Origin of the sequence: Microbacterium sp. LWH7-1.2 (assembly GCF_038397755.1) — a bacterium.
In the GTDB taxonomy this organism is placed as follows: Bacteria; Actinomycetota; Actinomycetes; order Actinomycetales; family Microbacteriaceae; genus Microbacterium.
In genome coordinates this window covers 1387992-1409140 of the sequence record NZ_CP151637.1, presented here as the reverse complement: position 1 = coordinate 1409140, position 21149 = coordinate 1387992, and the positions used below count along the sequence as shown (strand labels likewise).

21 protein-coding genes are annotated in these 21149 nt (G+C 70.3%); 18 read left to right on the top strand and 3 right to left on the bottom strand.

What is annotated here, in order from left to right; translation table 11 throughout:
* Positions 1-33 precede the first annotated feature (33 nt).
* Positions 34-2370: a 5-methyltetrahydropteroyltriglutamate--homocysteine S-methyltransferase gene (gene metE / locus MRBLWH7_RS06705; RefSeq protein ID WP_342000448.1), complete on the top strand. Its 2337-nt coding sequence runs from the start codon at positions 34-36 to the stop codon at positions 2368-2370.
* Here metE and MRBLWH7_RS06700 read toward each other — a convergent pair.
* Both MRBLWH7_RS06700 and lexA read right to left on the bottom strand, forming a co-directional pair.
* Positions 2367-3884: a hypothetical protein gene (locus MRBLWH7_RS06700; RefSeq protein WP_342000447.1), complete on the bottom strand. Its 1518-nt coding sequence runs from the start codon at positions 3882-3884 to the stop codon at positions 2367-2369. The genes metE and MRBLWH7_RS06700 overlap by 4 nt on opposite strands.
* A 114-nt stretch (positions 3885-3998) precedes the next feature.
* Positions 3999-4679 carry a transcriptional repressor LexA gene (lexA, locus tag MRBLWH7_RS06695; protein ID WP_045297256.1) on the bottom strand — a complete coding sequence of 227 codons (681 nt, stop codon included), beginning with the start codon at positions 4677-4679 and terminating at the stop codon, positions 3999-4001.
* A 263-nt stretch (positions 4680-4942) separates the two neighbouring features.
* Between lexA and MRBLWH7_RS06690 the strand changes: the two genes are divergently transcribed.
* From MRBLWH7_RS06690 to MRBLWH7_RS06660, 7 genes are all read left to right on the top strand, one after another.
* Positions 4943-5353 (top strand): LysM peptidoglycan-binding domain-containing protein, encoded by a 411-nt coding sequence (locus MRBLWH7_RS06690; RefSeq protein WP_342000444.1) that lies wholly within the window; start codon positions 4943-4945, stop codon positions 5351-5353.
* 58 nt (positions 5354-5411) lie between these two features.
* A complete protein-coding gene (locus MRBLWH7_RS06685) occupies positions 5412-6506 on the top strand; it encodes a histidinol-phosphate transaminase (RefSeq protein ID WP_342001949.1) in 1095 nt (364 codons plus the stop codon).
* Entirely contained in the window at positions 6503-7111 is a 609-nt protein-coding gene (gene hisB / locus MRBLWH7_RS06680) for an imidazoleglycerol-phosphate dehydratase HisB (protein ID WP_342000442.1), read from the top strand. Before MRBLWH7_RS06685 ends, hisB begins: the two co-directional genes overlap by 4 nt.
* Positions 7108-7779 carry an imidazole glycerol phosphate synthase subunit HisH gene (gene hisH, locus MRBLWH7_RS06675; RefSeq protein WP_056370054.1) on the top strand — a complete coding sequence of 224 codons (672 nt, stop codon included), beginning with the start codon at positions 7108-7110 and terminating at the stop codon, positions 7777-7779. Before hisB ends, hisH begins: the two co-directional genes overlap by 4 nt.
* Positions 7780-7851: 72 nt before the next feature.
* Positions 7852-8598 (top strand): bifunctional 1-(5-phosphoribosyl)-5-((5-phosphoribosylamino)methylideneamino)imidazole-4-carboxamide isomerase/phosphoribosylanthranilate isomerase PriA, encoded by a 747-nt coding sequence (priA, locus tag MRBLWH7_RS06670; RefSeq protein ID WP_342000436.1) that lies wholly within the window; start codon positions 7852-7854, stop codon positions 8596-8598.
* On the top strand, positions 8582-9379 hold the full coding sequence (locus tag MRBLWH7_RS06665) for an SseB family protein (protein ID WP_342000434.1): 798 nt from the start codon (positions 8582-8584) through the stop codon (positions 9377-9379). The genes priA and MRBLWH7_RS06665 overlap by 17 nt, the downstream gene beginning before the upstream one ends.
* Before the next feature lie 156 nt (positions 9380-9535).
* On the top strand, positions 9536-10867 hold the full coding sequence (locus MRBLWH7_RS06660; protein ID WP_342000432.1) for an aminotransferase class V-fold PLP-dependent enzyme: 1332 nt from the start codon (positions 9536-9538) through the stop codon (positions 10865-10867).
* A 124-nt stretch (positions 10868-10991) separates the two neighbouring features.
* Here the strand turns inward: MRBLWH7_RS06660 and MRBLWH7_RS06655 are convergent, their stop codons facing one another.
* Positions 10992-11360 carry a DUF1844 domain-containing protein gene (locus tag MRBLWH7_RS06655; protein ID WP_116196754.1) on the bottom strand — a complete coding sequence of 123 codons (369 nt, stop codon included), beginning with the start codon at positions 11358-11360 and terminating at the stop codon, positions 10992-10994.
* Between the two features lie 368 nt (positions 11361-11728).
* Between MRBLWH7_RS06655 and infC the strand changes: the two genes are divergently transcribed.
* The 10 genes from infC (at position 11729) to pheT (ending at position 21142) form a co-directional block, all read left to right on the top strand.
* The gene (gene infC / locus MRBLWH7_RS06650) at positions 11729-12370 is read left to right on the top strand and encodes a translation initiation factor IF-3 (protein ID WP_342000430.1); all 642 of its coding nucleotides are present in this window, start codon (positions 11729-11731) and stop codon (positions 12368-12370) included.
* 72 nt (positions 12371-12442) lie between these two features.
* Positions 12443-12637, top strand: coding sequence for a 50S ribosomal protein L35 (rpmI, locus tag MRBLWH7_RS06645; protein WP_045297246.1), 195 nt, complete (start codon positions 12443-12445; stop codon positions 12635-12637).
* Positions 12638-12669: 32 nt separating this feature from the next.
* Positions 12670-13053 carry a 50S ribosomal protein L20 gene (gene rplT / locus MRBLWH7_RS06640; protein ID WP_045297244.1) on the top strand — a complete coding sequence of 128 codons (384 nt, stop codon included), beginning with the start codon at positions 12670-12672 and terminating at the stop codon, positions 13051-13053.
* A 128-nt stretch (positions 13054-13181) separates the two neighbouring features.
* On the top strand, positions 13182-13982 hold the full coding sequence (locus MRBLWH7_RS06635; RefSeq protein WP_342000426.1) for an RNA methyltransferase: 801 nt from the start codon (positions 13182-13184) through the stop codon (positions 13980-13982).
* 89 nt (positions 13983-14071) lie between these two features.
* Positions 14072-14869: an amino acid ABC transporter ATP-binding protein gene (locus MRBLWH7_RS06630; RefSeq protein ID WP_342001946.1), complete on the top strand. Its 798-nt coding sequence runs from the start codon at positions 14072-14074 to the stop codon at positions 14867-14869.
* 80 nt (positions 14870-14949) lie between these two features.
* Positions 14950-15819: a glutamate ABC transporter substrate-binding protein gene (locus MRBLWH7_RS06625; protein ID WP_342000424.1), complete on the top strand. Its 870-nt coding sequence runs from the start codon at positions 14950-14952 to the stop codon at positions 15817-15819.
* A gap of 69 nt (positions 15820-15888) precedes the next feature.
* Positions 15889-16536 carry an amino acid ABC transporter permease gene (locus MRBLWH7_RS06620; protein ID WP_342000422.1) on the top strand — a complete coding sequence of 216 codons (648 nt, stop codon included), beginning with the start codon at positions 15889-15891 and terminating at the stop codon, positions 16534-16536.
* Positions 16533-17474 carry an ABC transporter permease subunit gene (locus MRBLWH7_RS06615; RefSeq protein WP_342000420.1) on the top strand — a complete coding sequence of 314 codons (942 nt, stop codon included), beginning with the start codon at positions 16533-16535 and terminating at the stop codon, positions 17472-17474. Before MRBLWH7_RS06620 ends, MRBLWH7_RS06615 begins: the two co-directional genes overlap by 4 nt.
* Before the next feature lie 81 nt (positions 17475-17555).
* Positions 17556-18605 (top strand): phenylalanine--tRNA ligase subunit alpha, encoded by a 1050-nt coding sequence (gene pheS, locus MRBLWH7_RS06610; RefSeq protein WP_342000418.1) that lies wholly within the window; start codon positions 17556-17558, stop codon positions 18603-18605.
* Complete coding sequence (gene pheT / locus MRBLWH7_RS06605) at positions 18605-21142, top strand: phenylalanine--tRNA ligase subunit beta (RefSeq protein ID WP_342000416.1); 2538 nt, start codon at positions 18605-18607, stop codon at positions 21140-21142. Before pheS ends, pheT begins: the two co-directional genes overlap by 1 nt.
* Positions 21143-21149 lie beyond the last annotated feature (7 nt).

Genomic DNA, 21149 nt, shown 5'->3' with positions numbered 1-21149 from the left:
CTCCGAGATGAACGAAGCGAAAGAGAGAGCACGATGACCGAACCCCGCGCCACCTTCCCACACGGCACGATCCTCGGCTACCCCCGGATCGGACGCCGCCGCGAGCTGAAGCGCGCCGTCGAGGCGTTCTGGTCCGGCGAGACGGACGCCCAGACCCTGGAGCAGACTGCGGCGGGCCTCCGACGCGCCACGCGCGAGCGCCTCGCCGCGCTCGGCCTCGGCCGCGACGACTCGTCGATCCCCGAGTCCTTCTCGTTCTACGACCAGGTTCACGACGCGGCCGTCACGGTCGGTGCGCTGCCCGAGCGGTTCGCCGCGCTGCGCGAGGCCGACGGCACCATCGGCCTGGACGCGTACTTCGCCGCGGCGCGCGGTGCGGGCGAGGACGCACCCCTCGAGATGACCAAGTGGTTCGACACGAATTACCACTACCTCGTGCCCGAGATCGGCCCGGAGATGGCCTTCGCGCTCGCGAGCGACCGGTTCGCGCGCCAGGTGGCCGAGGCGAAGGCCGACGGATTCACCGTCCGCCCCGTGGTCGTGGGTCCGGTGACGCTTCTCGCTCTCGCGAAGGCGACGGATGCTGCGCCCCAGGGCTTCGACCCGCTCAGCCGTCTGGATGACCTGCTGCCGGTGTATGCCGAGCTGCTCTCCACCCTCCGCGCCGCGGGCGCCGAGTGGGTCCAGCTGGACGAGCCCGCGCTCGTGAGCGAGAGCCTGCCGGCCGACCCGGCGGCCCTGGCGGATGCCGCGGCGCGCGCCTATGCCGCACTGGGGGTTCGCGGGGACCGGCCGGCGATCCTCGTCGCCGCCGGCTACGCGCAGCTGTCGCCCGAGGCGTGGACGGCGCTCGCCGCGGCCCCGATCGAGGCCATCGCCATCGACTTGACCCGCGGCGCGGTGCCCGAGGCGGTGCCGGGCTTGAACCGTAAGACCCTCGTGGGCGGCGTCCTCGACGGCCGGAACGTGTGGCGCGGTGATCTCGACGCCGCGTGGGAGCGACTGCAGGCGCTGAGCGTCCTCGGGGCGTCGGAGATCAGCGCGGGCACGTCGACCTCGCTCCAGCACGTGCCGCACGACATCGGGGACGAGTCCGCCCTCGACCCGCGGCTCGCGTCGTGGCTCGCCTTCGCCGACCAGAAGGTCGGGCAGGTGGTGACGCTCGCGACCGGTCTGGTCGACGGGCGAGCGGCCATCGCCGGCGAGCTGGCCGCAGCATCCGCCGCTCTGGCCGATCGGCAGAGCGCACCCGGCGTCCGCGACGGCGTGGTGCGTGAGCGCGCCGCGGTGCTGAGCGCCGGCGACTTCGAGCGCGGAGACTACGACGCGCGCGTCGCGGCGCAGGACGCCGAGCTCGCGCTGCCCGTGCTGCCGACGACCACCATCGGCTCGTTCCCCCAGACCGGCGCCATCCGGCGTGCCCGAGCGCGGCACGGCCGCGGCGAACTCGGCGTCGACGAGTACGAGCGGTTCCTGCGCGACGAGATCGCGCGTGTCGTGACGCTGCAGGAGGACATCGGCCTCGACGTCCTCGTGCACGGCGAGGCAGAGCGCAACGACATGGTGCAGTACTTCGCCGAGAACCTCGACGGGTTCGCGGTGACCGAGAACGGCTGGGTGCAGTCCTACGGCTCGCGCGCCACGCGCCCGTCGATCCTGTGGGGCGACGTGTCACGCCCGGCGCCGATCACCGTCGCGTGGTCGACGTTCGCGCAGTCGCTCACCGACAAGCCCATGAAGGGGATGCTGACCGGGCCCGTGACGATCCTGGCGTGGTCGTTCGTGCGTGACGACCAGCCCCTCGGTGAGACCGCCAACCAGGTGGCCCTGGCGCTGCGCGACGAGATCGCCGACCTCGAGGCCGCCGGCATCCGCGTCATCCAGGTCGACGAGCCGGCGTTGCGGGAGCTGCTCCCGCTCAAGGGAGCCGACCAGCCCGCCTACCTCGAGTGGTCGGTCGGCTCGTTCCGCCTCGCGACCGCGGGGGCCGCACCGGCGACGCAGGTGCACACGCACCTGTGCTACTCGGAGTTCGATGTGGTCATCGACGCGATCGCGGCGCTCGACGCCGACGTGACCTCGATCGAGGCCGCCCGCAGCCGCGGCGAGGTGATCGGCGACATCGCGACGTCGGGCTTCGCGGCCGGCATCGGCCCCGGCGTCTACGACATCCACTCGCCCCGGGTGCCGTCGGTCGACGAGATCACCGACCTCCTCGACCGCACGGTCGCCGAGCTGGCGGTGCGACGCGTCTGGGTCAATCCCGACTGCGGGCTCAAGACACGTGGGTACGACGAGACGGTCGCCTCTCTGAAGAACCTCGTCGAGGCGACCGGACTCGTGCGCGAGCGCGTGGAGGCGGGCCTCTAAGAGCGGGGCTTCTTCGCGGATGCCTCGGCCGGCGCGGACGCGTCGGCCGAGGCATCCGTCGTCTCGAGGATGACCTCGGTGTCGTTCGCGTCGTCGACGACGACCGTGTCGGCGTCGATCACGAGGGTGTCGGCGGTGCCGTAGGGGTCGGCGTCTTCGAGCACCGGCTCGTCGGTCACCACCGCCTCGTCGGGACGGACCTGCAGCAGCTCGAGGATCCACGTCACGACCAGCGCGACGATGAGCACGAGGAAGATGTCGCCCGCCGACAGCGGTCGCAGCGCGAACAGCCAGATGACGGCGAGGACGATGACCAGCGTGCGGACCAGCGTGCGGTAGCGGGAGAGCCAGATACCGAAGCGCCCGGTGCGGAAGCCGTGGCTGGCGAGCTGACGGCGCGCCGACGAGTTGAGGCTGCCGATCGCCTGCCGAGACCGTGCGGCCGGCGACCAGCGGCCCGCGAACCAGCCCAGCGCGGCGATCACGAGCCCGAGAAGCACCGCGATGGCGGCGGTCTGCTGCATCGCGCCGACAAGACTCTGGTAGACCACGTCGAGAGCCGTGGCGGAGAGCCCGAGCTGGACGGCCGTCTGGCCGACGACGGGGTAGCCGACCGCGAACGCGAGCGCCAGGGCGCCGCCACCGAGCGCGAAGCCGATGCCCGAACCGAGAACGGCGGTGCTGCGGCGGCGCGCGATGAGGATGCCCAGCACGAAGAGGCCGATCGTGATGATCGGCAGCCACCAGCCGAGCGCCGCGGCCAGCGCGTACGTCGTGCGGATCGTCACGAGGGTGTCGCCGGTGCCGATGACGACCACCTTGTCGACGGCCGGGATCAGCTGGGCGAGGCCCACACCGCGGTCGATGAGGTTCTGCTTGACGCGCTCGACGATCGCGCCGAGCTGGATGCCGAGACCCTCGTCGCTCATGACGACGATGCCGCCGCCGTCGGAGGTCGCCGCGGCGGTGAGGGCGCGGTGGGCCGCACGCGTTGTGGCCGTCCAGGTGTCGGCGAAGGCGTCCGACTCGACGACGCGCGTCACGGTCTGCGTGAGGAGGTTCTCGAGGCCCTGCGCCGCCGGTGCCTGGAGCAGCTGGAGCGCCTGCGAGGCCCGCGGCGGCAGCCCGAGCTGGTCGATCCCTTCGAACACGTTCGCCGTGAGCTGTTCGAAGTCGACCTGCGCCTGGACGGCCTCGACCGTCTCATCGATGATCATCTGCTGGACGGCGGGATCGTCGGCGAGCGGAGCGAGAGTCTGCACGAACGCCGACTCGTCCACGAGCTCCAGCCGCGCCCACGCCGTCACGATCGAGATCGGGACGAGGATCGATGCGATCACGATGCACAGCGCCGAGAAGAACGCCCGCCATCCGCTGCCCGCGGGACGGCTCGTCGTCCTGCCGGTGGTCGGAGCAGGAGCGGCCCCCGCTTTGAGGAGGGCGTTCTCGGCCTCGAGCGCGTCCAGCCGAGCCTGGAGGTCGGGAACGTCTGGCGCGGGCGTTGCGGCGGTCATTCCCCCCTTATAGCGCCTGCTCGTGACCACCGCCACCCACCGCACCGGTTGGCGTCGAACCGCGCCTCAACAGTCGCCTGCGCAGAGGGCGATCACGCGCCCGGATGAGCCGGGTCAGACTGCGCGCAGCACCGCGACGACCTTGCCGAGCACGGTGGCATCGTCGCCCAGGATCGGCTCGAACGCGGAGTTGCGGGGGAGGAGCCAGGTGTGGCCGTCACGCTGGCGGAACGTCTTGACGGTCGCCTCGCCGTCGAGCATCGCCGCGACGATGTCGCCGTTGTCGGCCGTGGCCTGCGATCGCACCACGACCCAGTCGCCGTCGCAGATCGCGGCGTCGATCATCGACTCGCCGGAGACCTTCAGCATGAACAGGTCGCCCTTGCCGACCAGCTGGCGGGGGAGGGGGAAGATCTCCTCCACCTGCTGCTCGGCCGTGATCGGGACGCCCGCGGCGATGCGGCCGACCAGCGGGACGAGCGCGGCGTCGCCGACCGACGGCGCGGCGTCGGCGGGGCTCTCGGTGGCAGTGCCGGGCAGGTCGATGAGCACTTCCATCGCGCGCGTCTTGCCGGCGTCGCGCCGCAGATACCCGCTCAGCTCGAGCTGGTTGAGCTGGTGCGTGACGCTCGACAGCGACTTGAGGCCGACGGCATCGCCGATCTCCCGCATGCTGGGCGGGTAGCCGTGACGGGCGATCGAGCGCTGGATCACTTCGAGGATCGCGAGCTGCTTGTCGCTCAGGCTCTTGCGCCGGCGGGTCTGGGGCTTCTCTCGCCCGGCCGCGTCGCTCATCTTCCGGCTCCGTCCTGCGCTCGGCCGCCGAGCGCTGTTTCTTCGAATGTCGGAGGCCCGTGGTGGGGTTCTCGTATCGAAACCGTATCCGGATCCCACGGGATGAGGTGGCAACCTCACCGCGTGTCGCGTTCGAGGGATCGACGCCCGAACCCGGTATTGACATCGTACAGACTCGAAGATAGCTTCGGAAGAGAGGTTCGCATTCTTCACTCCCGGCCGAGTGGAGAATGCGAATCTCTCCCCATCAGGAGGAGACGAGCATGACCGCGATCGACTTCACGACGTCCGTCCCGTCGCCGGCCCGCGCCGCCGGTGCCGCAGCCCAGCGCGCCACGCGCGCCGTGGCCGGGCGATCCACGCGTCTCCGCCTGACCGTGCGGGGTCGTCGCGTACTCGCTGTGCTGGCCTCCCTTCCCGCGGTCATCGCACTGAGCGTGGCGGTGCTCGGCGGCGGCTCGGCCCTCGCGTCGCGAGACGCGGGCGCACCTGCGGGCTCGTTCATCACGGTCACCGTGGCGCCCGGCGAATCACTGTGGACGATCGCGGAAGAGGTCGCGCCCGACCGCGATCCGCGCGACGTCGTCGACGAGCTCGTGCGACTGAACGCCCTCGACACGGTCCTCGTCCAGGCGGGGCAGCGCCTGGCGATCCCGGCAGCGTACGGCCGCTGATCGCGCGGTGCGTCGCGCGGCGTCACGCGGCGAGGGGGTCGTGACGGTCGGGCCTACCATGGGATGGGTGAGTGCACGTCTCGAAGACCTCCCCCTACGCGTCGATCTCCGAGGGCAGAAGCCCTACGGCGCCCCGCAGGCACCGCTCCCGGTCGCCCTCAACGTCAACGAGAACACGCATCCCGTTCCTGCTGAGGTCGCCGACGACATCCTCGACTCGATCGCCCTCGCACTGCGCGACGTCAACCGCTACCCCGACCGCGAGTTCACCGCATTGCGGGAAGGCTTCGCCGACTATCTCGGCCACGGTCTCACCCGCGATCAGATCTGGGCCGCGAACGGCTCCAACGAGGTGCTGCAGCACATCCTGCAGGCCTTCGCGGGGCCGGGGCGCACTGCATTCGGCTTCACGCCCACCTACTCCATGTACCCGCTGCTCACGCGCGGCACCGGTGCGGAGTGGATCTCGGGCACCCGATCGGCCGACTATGCGATCGACGCGGAAGACGCGGCATCCCAGATCTCCGACGCCTCGCCCGATGTGATCTTCCTGTGCTCTCCGAACAACCCGACCGGCACTCCGCTCGGGCTCGACGTCGTGGAAGCCGTGTACGAGGCCACCGACGGCGTCGTCATCGTCGACGAGGCGTACTTCGAGTTCGCCCCGCACGAGGAGCGCTCGGCGCTGACATTGCTGCCCGGGCGCGAGCGCCTCGTCGTCTCGCGCACCATGAGCAAGGCGTTCGCATTCGCCGGCGCCCGCGTCGGCTACCTCGCCGCGGACCCCGCTCTCATCGACGCGCTGCGTCTCGTGCGCCTGCCGTACCACCTCAGCGCGCTGACCCAGGCGGCAGCGTCCGCGGCGCTGCGCCACGCCCCCGTCATGCTGGGCATGGTCGACGAGATCGTCGCCCAGCGCGACCGCATCTCGGCCACGGTCGAGGCGCTCGGGTACACGCCGCACGAATCGTGGACGAACTTCGTGCTGTTCGGCGGCGTGGCCGACCCGGCCGCGACCTGGAAGGCGCTCTACGACGAGGGCGTGCTCATCCGCGACGTCGGCATCCCGTCGCACCTGCGGGTCACCGCGGGCACCGAGGACGAGACCACCGCGTTCCTCGACGCCCTCGCCTCGGTAGGATCGGCGGCATGAGCGCCGCACCACGTACCGCCTCGCTGCGCCGGGCGACGAGCGAGTCGACCGTCGAGCTCGAACTCGATCTCGACGGCACCGGCCGCAGCCGCATCGACACCACGGTGCCGTTCTTCGACCACCTGCTGACGGCGTTCGCGAAGCACTCGCTCACCGACCTCACGGTCCGCGCGTCGGGCGACACCGACATCGACGCCCACCACACCGTGGAAGACATCTCGATCGTGCTCGGCCAGGCGATCCGAGAGGCGCTCGGCGACAAGTCGGGCATCTCACGCTATGGCGACGCGCTCGTCCCGCTCGACGAGGCGCTCGCACAGGCGGTGGTCGACATCAGCGGCCGTCCTTACCTGGTGCACACCGGCGAGCCCGCCGGCTTCGAGCACCACCTCATCGGCGGCCACTTCACCGGCTCGCTCGTGCGCCACACGTTCGAGGCGATCGCATTCAACGCGGCGCTGACGGTTCACGTGCGCGTGCTGTCGGGGCGCGACCCGCACCACATCGCCGAGGCGGAGTACAAGGCCTTCGCCCGCGCGTTCCGCCAGGCGAAGGCGCTCGACCCGCTCATCGACGGCATCCCGAGCACGAAGGGCGCCCTGTGACCGCAAGCGCTCCTGCTGAACGGGAGAAGCCGCTCGTCGCCGTCCTCGACTACGGGTCGGGCAACGTGCACTCGGCGGTCAAGGCACTCGTCGCGGCCGGCGCCGACGCGCGACTGACCTCCGATCGCGGCCTCATCATGGACGCGGACGGGCTCTTCGTGCCCGGCGTCGGCGCGTTCCGCGCCGTGGCCGAGGCGTTGCGCGCGAGCCGCGGCGACGAGCTCATCGAGCGTCGGCTCGCGGGCGGGCGTCCGGTGCTCGGTGTGTGCGTCGGCATGCAGATCTTCTTCGAGCGCGGCGTCGAGCGCGGCGTCGACACCGAGGGAATGGGCGAGTGGCCCGGTGTCGTGACGGAGCTCGACGCCCCCGTGCTGCCCCACATGGGCTGGAACACGGTCGAGCCCGGCGAGGGCTCTCGCCTGTTCCGCGGCATCGAGCACGAGCGCTTCTACTTCGTCCATTCGTTCGGCGCGCAGAAGTGGCTGCTCGACGTGCAGCCTCCCTTCCCCGAGCCCGTCCTGACGTGGTGCGAGTACGGCACGCCGTTCCTTGCAGCGGTCGAGAACGGGCCGCTGTCGGCCACGCAGTTCCACCCGGAGAAGTCGGGGGATGCCGGCATCCGTCTCCTCACGAATTGGATCGACGGGCTCGGCGGGGCTACCCTCTGAGACCGTGCCGTCCGCGGGAGCGCGTGTTCCCGTGATCCGCCCCACAGCTTCCCCACGTCTGAGTCAGGATCCATGAACGATTTCGCATCCACACCCAAGCTCGTCCTCCTGCCCGCCGTCGATGTGGCCGACGGCAAGGCCGTCCGTCTGACGCAGGGCGAGGCCGGCACCGAGACCAGCTACGGCGACCCCGTCGATGCCGCACTGGACTTCGCTCGTCAGGGCGCAGAGTGGATCCACCTCGTCGATCTCGACGCCGCGTTCGGTCGCGGCAGCAACGCCGGCGTGCTGCGCAAGGTCATCAAGCAGGTCCGCGGCGTTCAGGTGGAGCTCTCGGGCGGCATCCGCGACGACCGCACGCTCGAGGCCGCGCTCGAGAGCGGTGCCTCGCGCATCAACCTCGGCACGGCCGCTCTCGAGAATCCCGAGTGGGCGGCCGACGTCATCGGCCGCTATGGCGACGCGATCGCCGTCGGGCTCGACGTGCGCGGCACGACGCTCGCCGCGCGCGGCTGGACGCGCGAGGGCGGCGACCTGTGGACGGTGCTGGACCGTCTCGAGTCGGCCGGCTGCAGCCGCTATGTCGTCACGGACGTCACCAAGGACGGCACCCTCAAGGGCCCGAACCTGGACCTGCTGCGCGAGCTGACCACCCGCACCCCGAAGCCGATCGTCGCCTCGGGGGGCGTGTCGAGCCTCGACGACATCGCGGCGCTGCGCGACCTGGTCCCGCTCGGCGTCGAGGGCGCGATCGTGGGCAAGGCGCTCTACGCCGGCGCGTTCACGCTCGCCGAGGCGCTGGATGTCGCCGGACACTGACCCGCACGCCGCCCAGCACGGCCCTGGGCATGGCGGCGACTCCGCGGGCGTGCCGTGGGAGGGGCGCAGCTTCCAGGCGAATCCGCACGCCGCCGACGACGGCTCCGCCGACCCGGCGCTGCTCGCCGCGCTCACCGCGTTCCGCGCGGGCACCGGCGGCCAGCGCGAGGTCGTCGACGCCTACCGTGCGGCGCGCCTGCTGATCCCTCTCGTCGCCGAGAAGGGCGACCACGGCATCGGGGCGCACGGCCTCGAGGTCGACAAGACGCAGGAGCTCTCGATCGTCACGGTCGCCGCCCCCGACGGCCGCCGCGTGCTGCCGGTGTTCACGTCGGTCGACACGATGAGGCGATGGGATGCCGCGGCCCGGCCGGTTCCGGCGGACGGCGTCCGCACCGCCCTGTCCGCGGCGGCCGACGACACCGACCTCATCGTGGTCGACCCGGCGTCGGAGACCGAGTTCGTCATCCGCCGCCCCGCCGTATGGGCTATCGGCCAGGGCCAGCCCTGGGAGCCGAGTTTCCTCTCGCCCGAGGTGTACGCGGGTCTTCAGGCGAGCATCGGCGGCGAGCTGTCGGTCATCGACCTGGCCGTGGAGGCGGGCGACCCGGACGCGCGCCTGCGCGGCCCCGAGCTCGTCGTGCGTCTGCAGCTCATCGACGGCCTCGAGAAGGCCGAGCTCGACGCCGTGCTCGCGCGCCTCGCCAAGCGCTGGGCCGCCGACGACCGCATCGCCGTTCTCGTCGACTCTCTGACTGTCAAGCTCGTCCGCGGCCGCTGACAACGAGGCATCGCCCGTAACGCGATGACCGAGCGCCATCCGGCCTCTTGCGGCTCCCGGTGCGGGGGCGGAGGATCGGGCGTCGGAGGTAGCCCGATGAACCACGGCCCGCACGGACAATACGGCACTGTCCTTCATGTCGCGCACCGCCACGCGATGGCGTGGCTCGACTCGGTCGACGAGCGGGCGATCCGCCCCGACCTGGACGTCGACGCGACCCACGCACGCCTTCCACGAGAATTGCCCGAGGAGGGGATCGATCCCGTGGCCGTGGTCGAGGAGCTGGCCGAGGCATCCGCTCCCGGTCTCATCGCGCTGGGATCTCCACGGTTCTTCGGACTGGTCATCGGCGGCACCTATCCGGCGGCACTCGCCGCCGATTGGCTGGTGTCGGCGTGGGATCAGAATGCCGGCGCACGCCAGCTCACTCCGGCGGCAGCCGCCGTCGAGGAGGTGGCCGCGGCGTGGCTCCTGGACCTCCTCGGGCTTCCCCCCGGCAGCGGGGTGGGGTTCGTGACGGGCGGGACGATGGCGAACTTCGCGTGTCTCGTGACGGCGCGCGACGCCGTGCTCCGCCGTGCCGGTGCCGATCCCGCTGCCGGGATCCAGGCCGCCCCCGCGATCCGCTTCCTCGCAGGCGACGCCGTACACACCTCGATGGTCCTGGCCGGCCGTCTCGCCGGCCTCGGCGCTCCGGCGACCGTCGGCGCCGACGATCAGGGACGCATCGACGTGACGGGCCTGGAGCGCGCGCTCAGGGAGGGGACCGGCCCGGCGATCGTCGCCCTGCAGGCGGGCGACGTGCACTCCGGCGCTTTCGACGACTTCGTCGCGGCCATCGCCGTCGCGCATCGCGCCGGCGCCTGGGTGCACGTCGACGGCGCGTTCGGCCTGTGGGCGGCGGCCAGCCCCCGGTTCGCCCACCTGGTGGACGGTCTCGCCCAGGCGGACTCCTGGGCCACCGACGCCCACAAGACCCTGAACGTGCCGTACGACTGCGGGGTCGCGATCGTCCGCGACGAGGCGGCGATGACGGCGGCGCTGGGCGCCCACGCCGCGTACCTTCCCGCGATGACCGGAGTCGCGGATCCGTACGACCACACCCCGGAGATGTCGCGCCGTGCGCGCGGAGTCCCGGTGTGGGCGGCCCTGCGCTCTCTCGGCCGTCAGGGCGTCGTCCGGCTGATCGACGCGCTGACGGATGCTGCCACCGCCCTCGCCGCCGGATTCCGGACGGTTCCCGGGCTCGAGGTGCTGAACGACGTGCCGTTCACCCAGGTGTGCCTCGCGGCGCGGGACGACGCGTCGACCGCGGCGCTGGGAGAGTGGCTGCGCGCCGAGGGGACGGCGTGGGCATCGTCCTCGACGTGGCACGGACGAACGGTGGTGCGCTTCTCCGTGAGCAATCGCGGCACCGACGCTGAGGCCGTCCGCCGCACGGTCGACGCCGTGGCGCGCGGCGCTGCCGAGCTCGGCATCGGGAGGTGAGGCGTGCCCATCACCGTTCAGGCGGGCGCCAGTCGAAACATGTCCCGATCTCGATCGCTGGAAGGTCTCGTTCGCCGCAGAATCGGGACATGACGGCGAGGCGGCGGGACGCGCCGCCCCAGGGTCAGGTGACCGGGCCGGTCCACTTCTCGCCGGGACCCTTGCCGATCGGGTCGGGGATGACGGATGCCTCGCGGAACGCGAGCTGAACCGAGCGCAGTCCGTCGCGGAGCGAGCGGGCGTGCATGTCGCTGATCTCGGGCGCGCCGGCGGTGATGAGTCCGGCCAGGGCGTTGATGAGCTTGCGCGCCTCGTCGAGGTCGGTCTGCGTCGCGGGGTCGTCGGCCAGTCCGACCTTGACGGCGGCGGCGCTCATCAGGTGCACGGCGGCCGTGGTGATGACCTCGACGGCCGGCACATCGGCGATGTCGCGCGAGGCGGAAGCGGCCGCTCGCTCCTGCTCCTCCCAGCGCGCCTGACGCTCGGCATCCACTGCCGCCGTGCTCGTCGGATGGCCGTCCTGGTCTCGAATCGTGTCCACGCCGTTCTCTCTGATAGACTGCTGCGGTCTCCGGTGCGTTCTGCACCGGATCGGAAAGTGGATCACATCCCACCCGCGCTTGCCGTTCCAGGCTACCGGGTCATGCACTCCGCCCCGACCGTTCCGCGGCCGGGGTAGCCGCCGGGGCGACCGGGCGGGAACTCCGTCACCGGAGAGGGTGCAGGAAGTCGGCGCTCGAAGCGTCTGACGGGTGGAGTGGATCTTCCTCCGCCCGCGATACGACTGTGTGTCGCGGTGGTCCAGCCCATATACCCAAGGAGTTCCGCATCAGCGATCCCCGCACCAACGACCGCATCCGGGTGCCCGAGGTCCGCCTCGTCGGCCCGAACGGAGAGCAGGTCGGCGTCGTCCGCATCGAGGTGGCGCTGCGCCTGGCCCAGGAGGCCGACCTCGATCTCGTCGAGGTGGCCCCGAACTCGAAGCCGCCCGTGGTCAAGATCATGGACTACGGCAAGTTCAAGTACGAGGCTGCGCAGAAGGCCAAGGAAGCGCGTCGCAATCAGGCGAACACCGTCCTCAAGGAGGTCCGGTTCCGTCTGAAGATCGAGGCCCACGACTACATCACCAAGCTCAAGCGCGCCGAGGGCTTCCTCCAGTCCGGCGACAAGGTCAAGGCGATGATCCTGTTCCGCGGTCGCGAGCAGTCGCGTCCGGAGCAGGGTGTGCGTCTGCTCCGCAAGTTCGCGGAGGACGTCGCCGAGTTCGGCACGGTCGAATCGAACCCCACGATCGACGGCCGCAACATGGTGATGGTGGTCGCACCGCACAAGAACAAGTCCGAGGTGAAGACCGAGCAGAACGCTCAGCGCGCCGCGAACAAGGAAGCTGCCCGCTCCGCTCGCAGCGGCGGCGCGTCGCAAGCCGACGCTCCGGCTGCAGCGGCAGAGGCCCCCGCGGCCGACGCCCCGGCCGCCGCCCCCGAGGCAGCCCCGGCCGAGTAAGGCCCCCACAGACTCCCGCACCGCGGGATACCGACTCCCGCCTGGGCGGGAAGTGAAACGAAGGAAGAAGAGATGCCGAAGCAGAAGACCCACTCGGGCGCCAAGAAGCGCTTCAAGGTCACCGGCAGCGGGAAGCTCATGAAGCAGCAGGCGAACCTTCGCCACAACTTCGAGGGCAAGCCCAGCCGCCGCACCCGCCGCCTGTCGCAGGAGCAGGTCCTCGCCCCGGGCGACGCCAAGGTCGCGAAGAAGCTCCTCGGCCGCTGACGCGCGCCGACGCAAGTTAGGAACATCAAGAAATGGCTAGAGTCAAGCGGGCCGTCAACGCCCACAAGAAGCGTCGCGTCATCCTCGAGCGCGCCTCGGGTTACCGTGGCCAGCGTTCGCGCCTGTACCGCAAGGCGAAGGAGCAGGTCACCCACTCGCTCGTCTACGCGTACCGCGACCGTCGCAAGCGCAAGGGCGACTTCCGTCGCCTGTGGATCCAGCGCATCAACGCCGCTGCCCGTCAGAACGGCATCACGTACAACCGCTTCATCCAGGGCCTCGGCCTCGCGGGTGTGCAGGTGGACCGCCGCATGCTCGCCGAGCTCGCGGTGAACGAGCCCAAGACGTTCGCGTCGCTCGTCCAGACCGCCAAGAAGGCACTGCCCGAGAACGTCAACGCTCCGAAGAGCGCCTGACCCGCGGCATCCGTCGTCTCGAAAGGGACGCCCTCCTCGCGAGGGCGTCCCTTTCGCATGTTCGCCGAGCGGCACACGGCGAGAAACGCATTCCGGAGACAGGATGCCGCGACTCTAGACTGAGAGCCGTGCTCGAGAACCCTCGCTCTCCGCGTGTCCGCGCCGTCGCGAAGCTGACGAAGCGCAGCGCCCGTCAGGAGACCGGCCTGTTCCTGCTGGAGGGTCCGCAGGCCGCGCGCGAGGCGCTCGCGTACCGGCCCGACACGCTCGTCGAGATCTTCGCCACACCGAGCGCGCTCGAGAAGCACACCGATGTGCGCGACGCCGCGAGGGCCGCCGGACTCGAGGTCGTCTACACGACCGAGGCGGTCCTGGACGCGATGGCCGACACCGTGACGCCGCAGGGCATCGTCGCGGTCGCCCGCCAGTCGCCCACATCCCTGCGCGACGTGTTCGCCGCCTCGCCGCGCCTCGTCGCGATCTGCGAGGAGGTGCGCGACCCGGGCAACCTCGGCACCATCATCCGCGCGGCCGATGCCGCTGGGGCGGACGCCGTCGTGCTCACGGGGCGCACCGTGGACCCGTACAACCCCAAGGTCGTTCGTGCGACGACCGGGTCGCTCTTCCACGTGCCGGTCGCGGTCGGAGTCGATCTCGCCACCGCCGTCGAGAAGGCGCACGCCGCCGGCGTCCGGGTCGTCGCCGCCGATGTCGGGGGAGGGGACTTCCTCGCCTCGCGCGACGTGCTCGCCGAGCCCACGGCGTGGCTCTTCGGCAACGAGGCGCGCGGTCTCGACGAGGAGGCGCTCGCGCTGGCCGACCTGTCGCTGCGGCTGCCGATCTACGGTGCCGCCGAATCACTCAACCTCGCCACGGCCGCCAGCGTCTGTCTGTACGAGACCGCTTTCGCCCAGCGCGCGTCCCGCTGAAACCCCTTGGTTCCCACCCTGTTACGGATCGGTAAAGGACGCCGCGCCGCACTGGCCGAGTGTCGACGCTCACCCCTAGTGTGAAGGGCATGGCGACACCTGATGCACCGGCAGCGGCGCCGCGCACTTCGAATATCAATGTCCGTCGCGGCGAGCCGCTCGTGGTCGTCGACCACGTCGACAAGCACTTCGGCGACCTCCATGTCCTGAGGGACATCAACACCGTGGTGAACCGCGGCGAAGTCGTGGTCGTGATCGGTCCGTCGGGCTCGGGCAAATCGACGCTCTGTCGCGCGATCAACCGTCTCGAGACGATCGACTCCGGCAAGATCACGATCGACGGCGTGCCTCTTCCCGAAGAGGGCAGAGCGCTCGCGCACCTCCGCGCCGATGTCGGCATGGTCTTCCAGTCCTTCAATCTCTTCGCGCACAAGACGGTGCTCGAGAACGTCACCCTCGGCCCGATTCGGGTGCGAGGACTGAAGAAGAAGGCCGCCGACGAGAAGGCCATGCAGCTTCTCGACCGCGTCGGCGTGGCCAACCAGGCCAAGAAGATGCCGAACCAGCTCTCCGGCGGGCAGCAGCAGCGCGTGGCGATCGCGCGGTCGCTCGCCATGAACCCGAAGCTCATCCTCATGGACGAGCCGACCAGCGCCCTGGACCCCGAGATGATCAACGAGGTCCTCGACGTGATGATCGGCCTCGCGCAGGAGGGCATGACGATGATCGTCGTCACCCACGAGATGGGCTTCGCCCGTAAGGCGGCCGACCGCGTGCTGTTCATGGCAGACGGCGCGATCGTCGAAGAGGCGACGCCCGACCAGTTCTTCACGAACCCGCAGAGCGACCGGGCCAAGGACTTCCTCTCCAAGATCCTCGAGCACTGACACAGACTCCCGCCGTCCTTGAACGGCCGGGATCCGAGAGGACCGTCACGAACGGTCCGCACACAGCAAAGGACGAAGACATGAAGCGAATGCGACTTCCTTTGATCGCTCTCGCGGCGGCAGGGGCGCTCGCGCTGTCGGCGTGCGCGGGCGGCGGAACGCCGGGCGCCGAAGACACGGCGACGCCAGAGCCCGAGCCCACGTTCGAGGCCGGCACCACGATGGCGGAGCTCAACGAGGCGGGCACCATCACGATCGGCACCAAGTTCGATCAGCCGCTGTTCGGTCTCATGGGACCGTCGGGCGTGCCCGAGGGATTCGACGTCGAGATCGGCAAGATCATCGCGTCCGAGCTCGGCATCGCCGAGGAAGACATCGAGTGGAAGGAGGCCGTGTCGGCCAACCGCGAGCCGTTCATCCAGAACGGCGAGGTCGACATCGTCATCGCCACGTACACGATCAATGACAAGCGCAAGGAGGTCGTCTCCTTCGCGGGTCCGTACTACATGGCCGGCCAGTCGATCCTCGTGCTCGCCGACAACGAAGACATCGAGAGCGAAGACGATCTCGTCGGGCAGCCTGTCTGCTCGGTCACGGGCTCGACCCCGGCGGCCAAGCTCGCCGAGATCGGCGCCGAGCCGGTCCTCACCGACACCTACTCGAACTGCCTCGAGCCGCTGCGCAGCGGCGCGGTCGTGGCTGTGTCGACCGACAACGTCATCCTCGCGGGCCTCGCCGCCCAGAACGAGGGCGAGTTCAAGGTCGTCGGCGAGCCGTTCACCGAGGAGCCCTACGGCATCGGACTCGCGCTCGAAGACACCGATTTCCGCATGTGGATCAACGATGTCCTCGAGAAGTCGTACGAGGACGGACGCTACGAAGAGGCATGGAACTCGACGGCAGGCACGGTGCTGCCGTTCGTCGAGCCGCCGACGCCCGACCGATATTGATGCAGGGAATGCCCGGATCCGGTGACGCCGGATCCGGGCACCACGCCCGTGGGTGAGTGAGGAGGCTTCGTGGAGCAGTACCTGTCGTTGTGGCCGACGTTCCTGGAAGGCTTCCGGGTGACGTTGCTGCTGCTGGCCGTCTCAGGCGTGCTGGCGCTTGTGCTGGGCACGGTCATCGCGGCGATGCGGATCTCTCCGGTCGGCGCCCTCCGCGCGTTCGCGGCGTTCTGGACAGAGATCGCGCGCAACACCCCGCTGACGCTCGTCTTCATCTTCACGACGTTCGTCATGCCGATGCTGGGCGTCCGCATGCCGTTCATCATCCTCGCCTTCATCGCGCTGACGTACTACACCTCGCCCTTCGTAGCTGAGGCGCTGAGGTCCGGGATCAACGGCGTACCGGTCGGCCAGGCAGAGGCGGCGCGTTCCGTCGGCCTCGGGTTCGGCCAGACGGTGTCGCTCGTCGTGCTGCCACAGGCCTTCCGCATGACGATCCCGCCGCTCATCAACGTCTTCATCGCCCTGACGAAGAACACGTCCGTCGCCGGTGGATTCTTCGTCCTCGAGCTGTTCGGGGTGACACGTCAGCTGGCGAACGACAACGGCAACATGGTGATCCCGATCCTCCTGACCGCAGCCGCGCTGTACCTCGTGGTCACCGTGCCGCTCGGAATGGTCGCCGGGGCCCTCGAGAAGAAGTATGTGGTGAAGCGATGAGCGCCCCCACCGTCCTGTTCGACGCTCCCGGCCCGCGGGCGCGAAGGCTATCGCTGACCGTCTCCATCGTCGCGGCTGTGCTGATCCTGGCGGGCGCGACCTGGGTGATCCTGACCCTCGCCGCACCGCGGGAGTCCGGCGGGATCACGCTGCCCGGCATGTTCGATCCGACCCGGTGGAGCATCTTCACTGATCCCGAGGTCTGGGGTGCGATCGGGCGCGGCGTCGTAGCCACACTCCAGGCGGCTGCTGTGGCGGCCGTCGGGGCGATCGTTCTCGGAATCGTCTTCTCCCTGCTCCGCAGCTCGCTCATCGCGTGGATTCGCGTGCCCACGGCGTGGCTGCTGGAGTTCCTCCGCGGCATGCCCGTGCTGCTCATGATGCTGTTCATCCTGCTCGTCGCCTCCACGGGGGCGTTCTGGGCCGTCGTCATCGCTCTGGTGCTCTACAACGGCGCCCTCATCGGCGAGATCCTGCGCGCCGGTCTCGCCTCGCTTCCGGGCGGGCAGCGCGAGGCGGCACTCTCTGTCGGCATGCGCGAGTTCCAGTCGAAGATGCTGGTCGAGTTCCCGCAGGCGTTTCGCCAGATGTTGCCGATCATCGTCGCGCAGCTCGTCGTGCTGCTGAAGGACACGTCGCTCGGCTTCATCGTCGGGTACAACGAGATCATCCGCACGAACATCAACAACCTCGGGTCGTTCTACGGCAACCGGTACCTGTTCTCGCTCTTCGTCGTCACGCTGGTCATCTATCTCGCCATCAACCTCACGCTGTCGTGGTTCGCGCGGTGGCTGGCACGACGCACCGCGAGCGGAAGGGCACGCCGCGGCGCGCCCATGGACCCGACCAACCCCGCGGCGCTTCTCGAGGCCGAGGCGAAGGCCGATCTCGCCGCGGCGAACAGGGGCCTCGGCCGGCACGACGGCACGAGCGTCTGATCCGCGTCCGTCCCCTCACCCGCCGCGGGCCCTCCGGCCGGCGGCGGAGCGGATCGTCCGCCGTCGGTAGACTCGTCTCTCGTGTCCGACGCTCCCGAAACCACCGAGATCACGCCTGAGGCGGTGAACGCCGCCGTCGACGCCGCTCTCGAGGCCATCGCGGCTGCAGGCGACACCGCAGCGCTGAAGGCGGCCCGCTCCGCGCACTCCGCCGAAGTCTCGCCGCTGGCGAAGCTCAACGCACGGCTGCGCGACGTGCCGAGCGACAGGAAGGCCGAGTCCGGCAAGCTCGTCGGTCAGGCCCGCGGCCGCGTGAACCAGGCGTTCGCCGCCCGCGAGCAGGAGCTCGCCGCGGCCGAGACCGCCGCGAAGCTCGAGGCGGAGCGCGTCGACATCACGGCCCTCGCCGCCCGCGCGCGCGTCGGGGCGCGGCATCCGATCTCCCTCCTTCAGGAGCAGATCGCCGACATCTTCGTGGGCATGGGCTGGGAGATCGCAGAAGGCCCCGAGCTCGAGCACGAGTGGTTCAATTTCGACGCCCTGAACTTCGACGTCGACCACCCCGCGCGCCAGATGCAGGACACGTTCTTCGTCGACCCGGTGGAGCGCCACCTCGTGATGCGCACCCACACCAGCCCGGTCCAGGTGCGCTCCATGCTCGAGCGCGATCTGCCGCTGTACGTCCTGTGCCCGGGTCGCGTGTACCGCACCGACGAGTTCGACGCGACGCACCTGCCCGTCTTCACCCAGTTCGAGGGCATCGTCGTCGACAAGGGCATCACGATGGCCCACCTCAAGGGAACGCTCGACCACGCCGCCAAGGTGCTGTTCGGCGCGGAGGCCAAGACGCGGTTCCGCGCGAACTTCTTCCCCTTCACCGAGCCGTCGGCAGAGCTCGACCTGTGGCACCCCACGTTCAAGGGCGGCGCCCGATGGATCGAGTGGGGCGGCTGCGGAATGATCAACCCGAACGTGCTGCGGGCGGCGGGGATCGACCCGGAGGAGTACTCGGGCTTCGCGTTCGGCATGGGCATCGAGCGGACGCTCATGTTCCGCAGCGACGTCCAGGACATGCGCGACATGGCCGAGGGCGATGTCCGCTTCAGCGAGCAGTTCGGAATGGTGGTCTGATGCGCGTCCCGCTCTCATGGCTTCGTGAGTACGTCGACGTCCCTGCGGATGCTGCGCCCGAGGACGTCCTCGCGGCGCTCGTGCGCGTCGGCTTCGAAGAGGAGGACGTGCACCGCTTCGAGCTGCAGGGGCCGATCGTCGTGGGCGAGGTGCTCGAGTTCGTCGAGGAGCCGCAGTCCAACGGCAAGACGATCCGATGGGTCCAGGTGCGTGTCGCGCCCGACGGCGAGACCGCCGCGGACGGCGGCGACGCCGTGCACGGCGTCGTGTGCGGTGCGCGCAACTTCTTCGTCGGCGACAAGGTCGTGGTGACCCTGCCCGGAGCGGTGCTCCCCGGCCCGTTCCCGATCGCCGCGCGCAAGACATACGGCCACGTATCGGACGGCATGATCGCGTCGGCCCGCGAGCTGGGCCTCGGCGACGAGCACAACGGCATCCTGCGCCTCGTGGAGCTCGGCATCGACGCGCCGGTCGGCACCGATGCGATCGCCCTGCTCGGTCTCGACGACGTCGCCGTCGAGATCAACGTGACCCCCGACCGCGGCTATGCGCTGTCGATCCGCGGTGTCGCGCGAGAGTACTCGCACTCGACCGGTGCGGCGTTCCGTGACCCCGCCGATCGCGCGTGGGAGGAGCTGGCTCCCGGCTCCGGGTTCCCGGTGAGCGCCGACGACCTCGCGCCGATCCGCGGCCGAGCCGGCGTGACGGAGTTCGTCGCGCGCGTGGTGCGCGACGTCGATCCCACGAAGCCCACACCCGCCTGGATGATCGCGCGCCTCTCGCTCGCCGGCATCCGCTCGCTCGGCATCCTCATCGACATCACCAACTACGTGATGCTCGAACTCGGCCAGCCGATCCACGGCTACGACCTCGACAAGCTGCAGGGCGGCATCACGGTGCGCCGAGCGACCCGCGGTGAGAAGCTCGAGACGCTCGACGGCAAGGTCCGCACCCTCGATGTCGAGGACCTCCTCATCACCGACGAGTCAGGGCCGATCGGCCTCGCCGGCGTCATGGGCGGCGGCACCACCGAGATGGGCGACGCGACCCGCAACGTGCTCATCGAAGCGGCCACCTTCGACACCGTGTCGATCGCGCGCACGGCCCGCCGGCACAAGCTGCCGAGCGAGGCATCCCGTCGCTTCGAGCGCGGCGTCGACCCGCTCGTCCCCTTCGTGGCCGCGCGTCGCGTGGCCGACCTCATGGTCGAATATGCCGGCGGCACGAGCGATGACGAGTACGGCGCGGCGCTGTTCGCCGAGGTGTTCATCCCCGGCATCGATCTGCCGCCGACGTTCGTGCAGCACCTCATCGGCGTCGACTACACGCCGAACCAGATCGAGGCCGCACTGCGGCTCATCGGCTGCGAGGTCGTGGAGGCCGAGGACGACGCCGCCGGCTGGCAAGTCATTCCGCCGTCCTGGCGTCCCGACCTCACCGACAAGTGGACGCTGGCCGAGGAGGTCGCCCGCATCGAGGGCTACGACCGCATCCCCTCGGTGCTGCCCACACCGCCGTCGGGTCGTGGCCTCACCGCCGCGCAGCAGGGCCGCCGTCGCGTGGCGAACGCGCTCGCCGCGGCCGGGTTCGTCGAGACGCCGTCGTTCGGCTTCACCACCGAGGAGCAGAACGACCTCCACGGCTCGGCGTCGGGCGAGCACCTCCCGAGCGTCAAGCTCGCCAACCCGCTCGACGGGCAGGCGCCGTTCCTGCGTCGTTCGCTCGTGCCCGGTCTGCTGCAGGTCGCGCATCGCAACGTGGCTCGTGGCTTCACGGATCTCTCCCTCTTCGAGACCGGCGTGGTATTCCTTCCGAAGCCGGGTGCGCAGTACGGCACGCCGTTCGTGCCGCCGTTGGCCGTGCGACCGGATGCTGCGACCCTGGCGGAGCTCGACGCCTCGATCCCGCCCCAGCACCGCCACGTCGCCGTGCTGCTCACGGGCAGCCTCGTCGCGAAGCAGCCCGGTGTCGCGCCGGTGACGGCGGAGCTCGCCGACGCCCTCGACGCGGTCCGCACGATCGCGGCGGCCGCGGGCGTCACGATCGACGTCGCGCAGGGTGAGCGCGCCGCGCTGCACCCTGGCCGCACCGGCGTGCTGTCCGTGGACGGCAGCGAGGTCGGCTACGTCGGTGAGCTGCTCCCGGCGGTGGCCGAGGCATCCGATCTCCCGGGTCGCGTCATCGTCGCCGAGCTCGACCTCGACCTCGTCCTTTCGCTCGCGGGCGAGAAGGTCGTCGCAGCGTCGCTGTCGGGCTTCCCGGCCGCGACGCAGGACGTGTCGCTCGTGCTCGGCGTCGACGTCCCGGCAGCCGAGGTGAGCGCCGCGCTCGTCGCGGGCGCGGGGGAGCTGCTCGAGTCCGTCCGGCTGGTCGACGACTATCGCGGACAGGGCGTGCCCGAGGGTGAGAAGAGCCTGACGTTCGCGCTGCGCTTCCGCGCCCCCGACCGCACGCTCACGGCCGCCGAGGCGACCGAGGCGAAGCTCGCGGGTGTGGCCGTCGCGACCGAGCGTTTCGGTGCGACGCTGCGCGAGTAGCATCCGT

Coding starts and splice junctions, on each gene's coding strand:
- metE (WP_342000448.1), top strand. CDS start 34: ATGACCGAACCCCGCGCCACCTTCCCACACGGCACGATCCTCGGCTAC.
- MRBLWH7_RS06700 (WP_342000447.1), bottom strand. CDS start 3,884: ATGACCGCCGCAACGCCCGCGCCAGACGTTCCCGACCTCCAGGCTCGG.
- lexA (WP_045297256.1), bottom strand. CDS start 4,679: ATGAGCGACGCGGCCGGGCGAGAGAAGCCCCAGACCCGCCGGCGCAAG.
- MRBLWH7_RS06690 (WP_342000444.1), top strand. CDS start 4,943: ATGACCGCGATCGACTTCACGACGTCCGTCCCGTCGCCGGCCCGCGCC.
- MRBLWH7_RS06685 (WP_342001949.1), top strand. CDS start 5,412: ATGGGATGGGTGAGTGCACGTCTCGAAGACCTCCCCCTACGCGTCGAT.
- hisB (WP_342000442.1), top strand. CDS start 6,503: ATGAGCGCCGCACCACGTACCGCCTCGCTGCGCCGGGCGACGAGCGAG.
- priA (WP_342000436.1), top strand. CDS start 7,852: ATGAACGATTTCGCATCCACACCCAAGCTCGTCCTCCTGCCCGCCGTC.
- MRBLWH7_RS06665 (WP_342000434.1), top strand. CDS start 8,582: ATGTCGCCGGACACTGACCCGCACGCCGCCCAGCACGGCCCTGGGCAT.
- MRBLWH7_RS06660 (WP_342000432.1), top strand. CDS start 9,536: ATGGCGTGGCTCGACTCGGTCGACGAGCGGGCGATCCGCCCCGACCTG.
- rpmI (WP_045297246.1), top strand. CDS start 12,443: ATGCCGAAGCAGAAGACCCACTCGGGCGCCAAGAAGCGCTTCAAGGTC.
- rplT (WP_045297244.1), top strand. CDS start 12,670: ATGGCTAGAGTCAAGCGGGCCGTCAACGCCCACAAGAAGCGTCGCGTC.
- MRBLWH7_RS06630 (WP_342001946.1), top strand. CDS start 14,072: ATGGCGACACCTGATGCACCGGCAGCGGCGCCGCGCACTTCGAATATC.
- MRBLWH7_RS06625 (WP_342000424.1), top strand. CDS start 14,950: ATGAAGCGAATGCGACTTCCTTTGATCGCTCTCGCGGCGGCAGGGGCG.
- MRBLWH7_RS06615 (WP_342000420.1), top strand. CDS start 16,533: ATGAGCGCCCCCACCGTCCTGTTCGACGCTCCCGGCCCGCGGGCGCGA.
- pheT (WP_342000416.1), top strand. CDS start 18,605: ATGCGCGTCCCGCTCTCATGGCTTCGTGAGTACGTCGACGTCCCTGCG.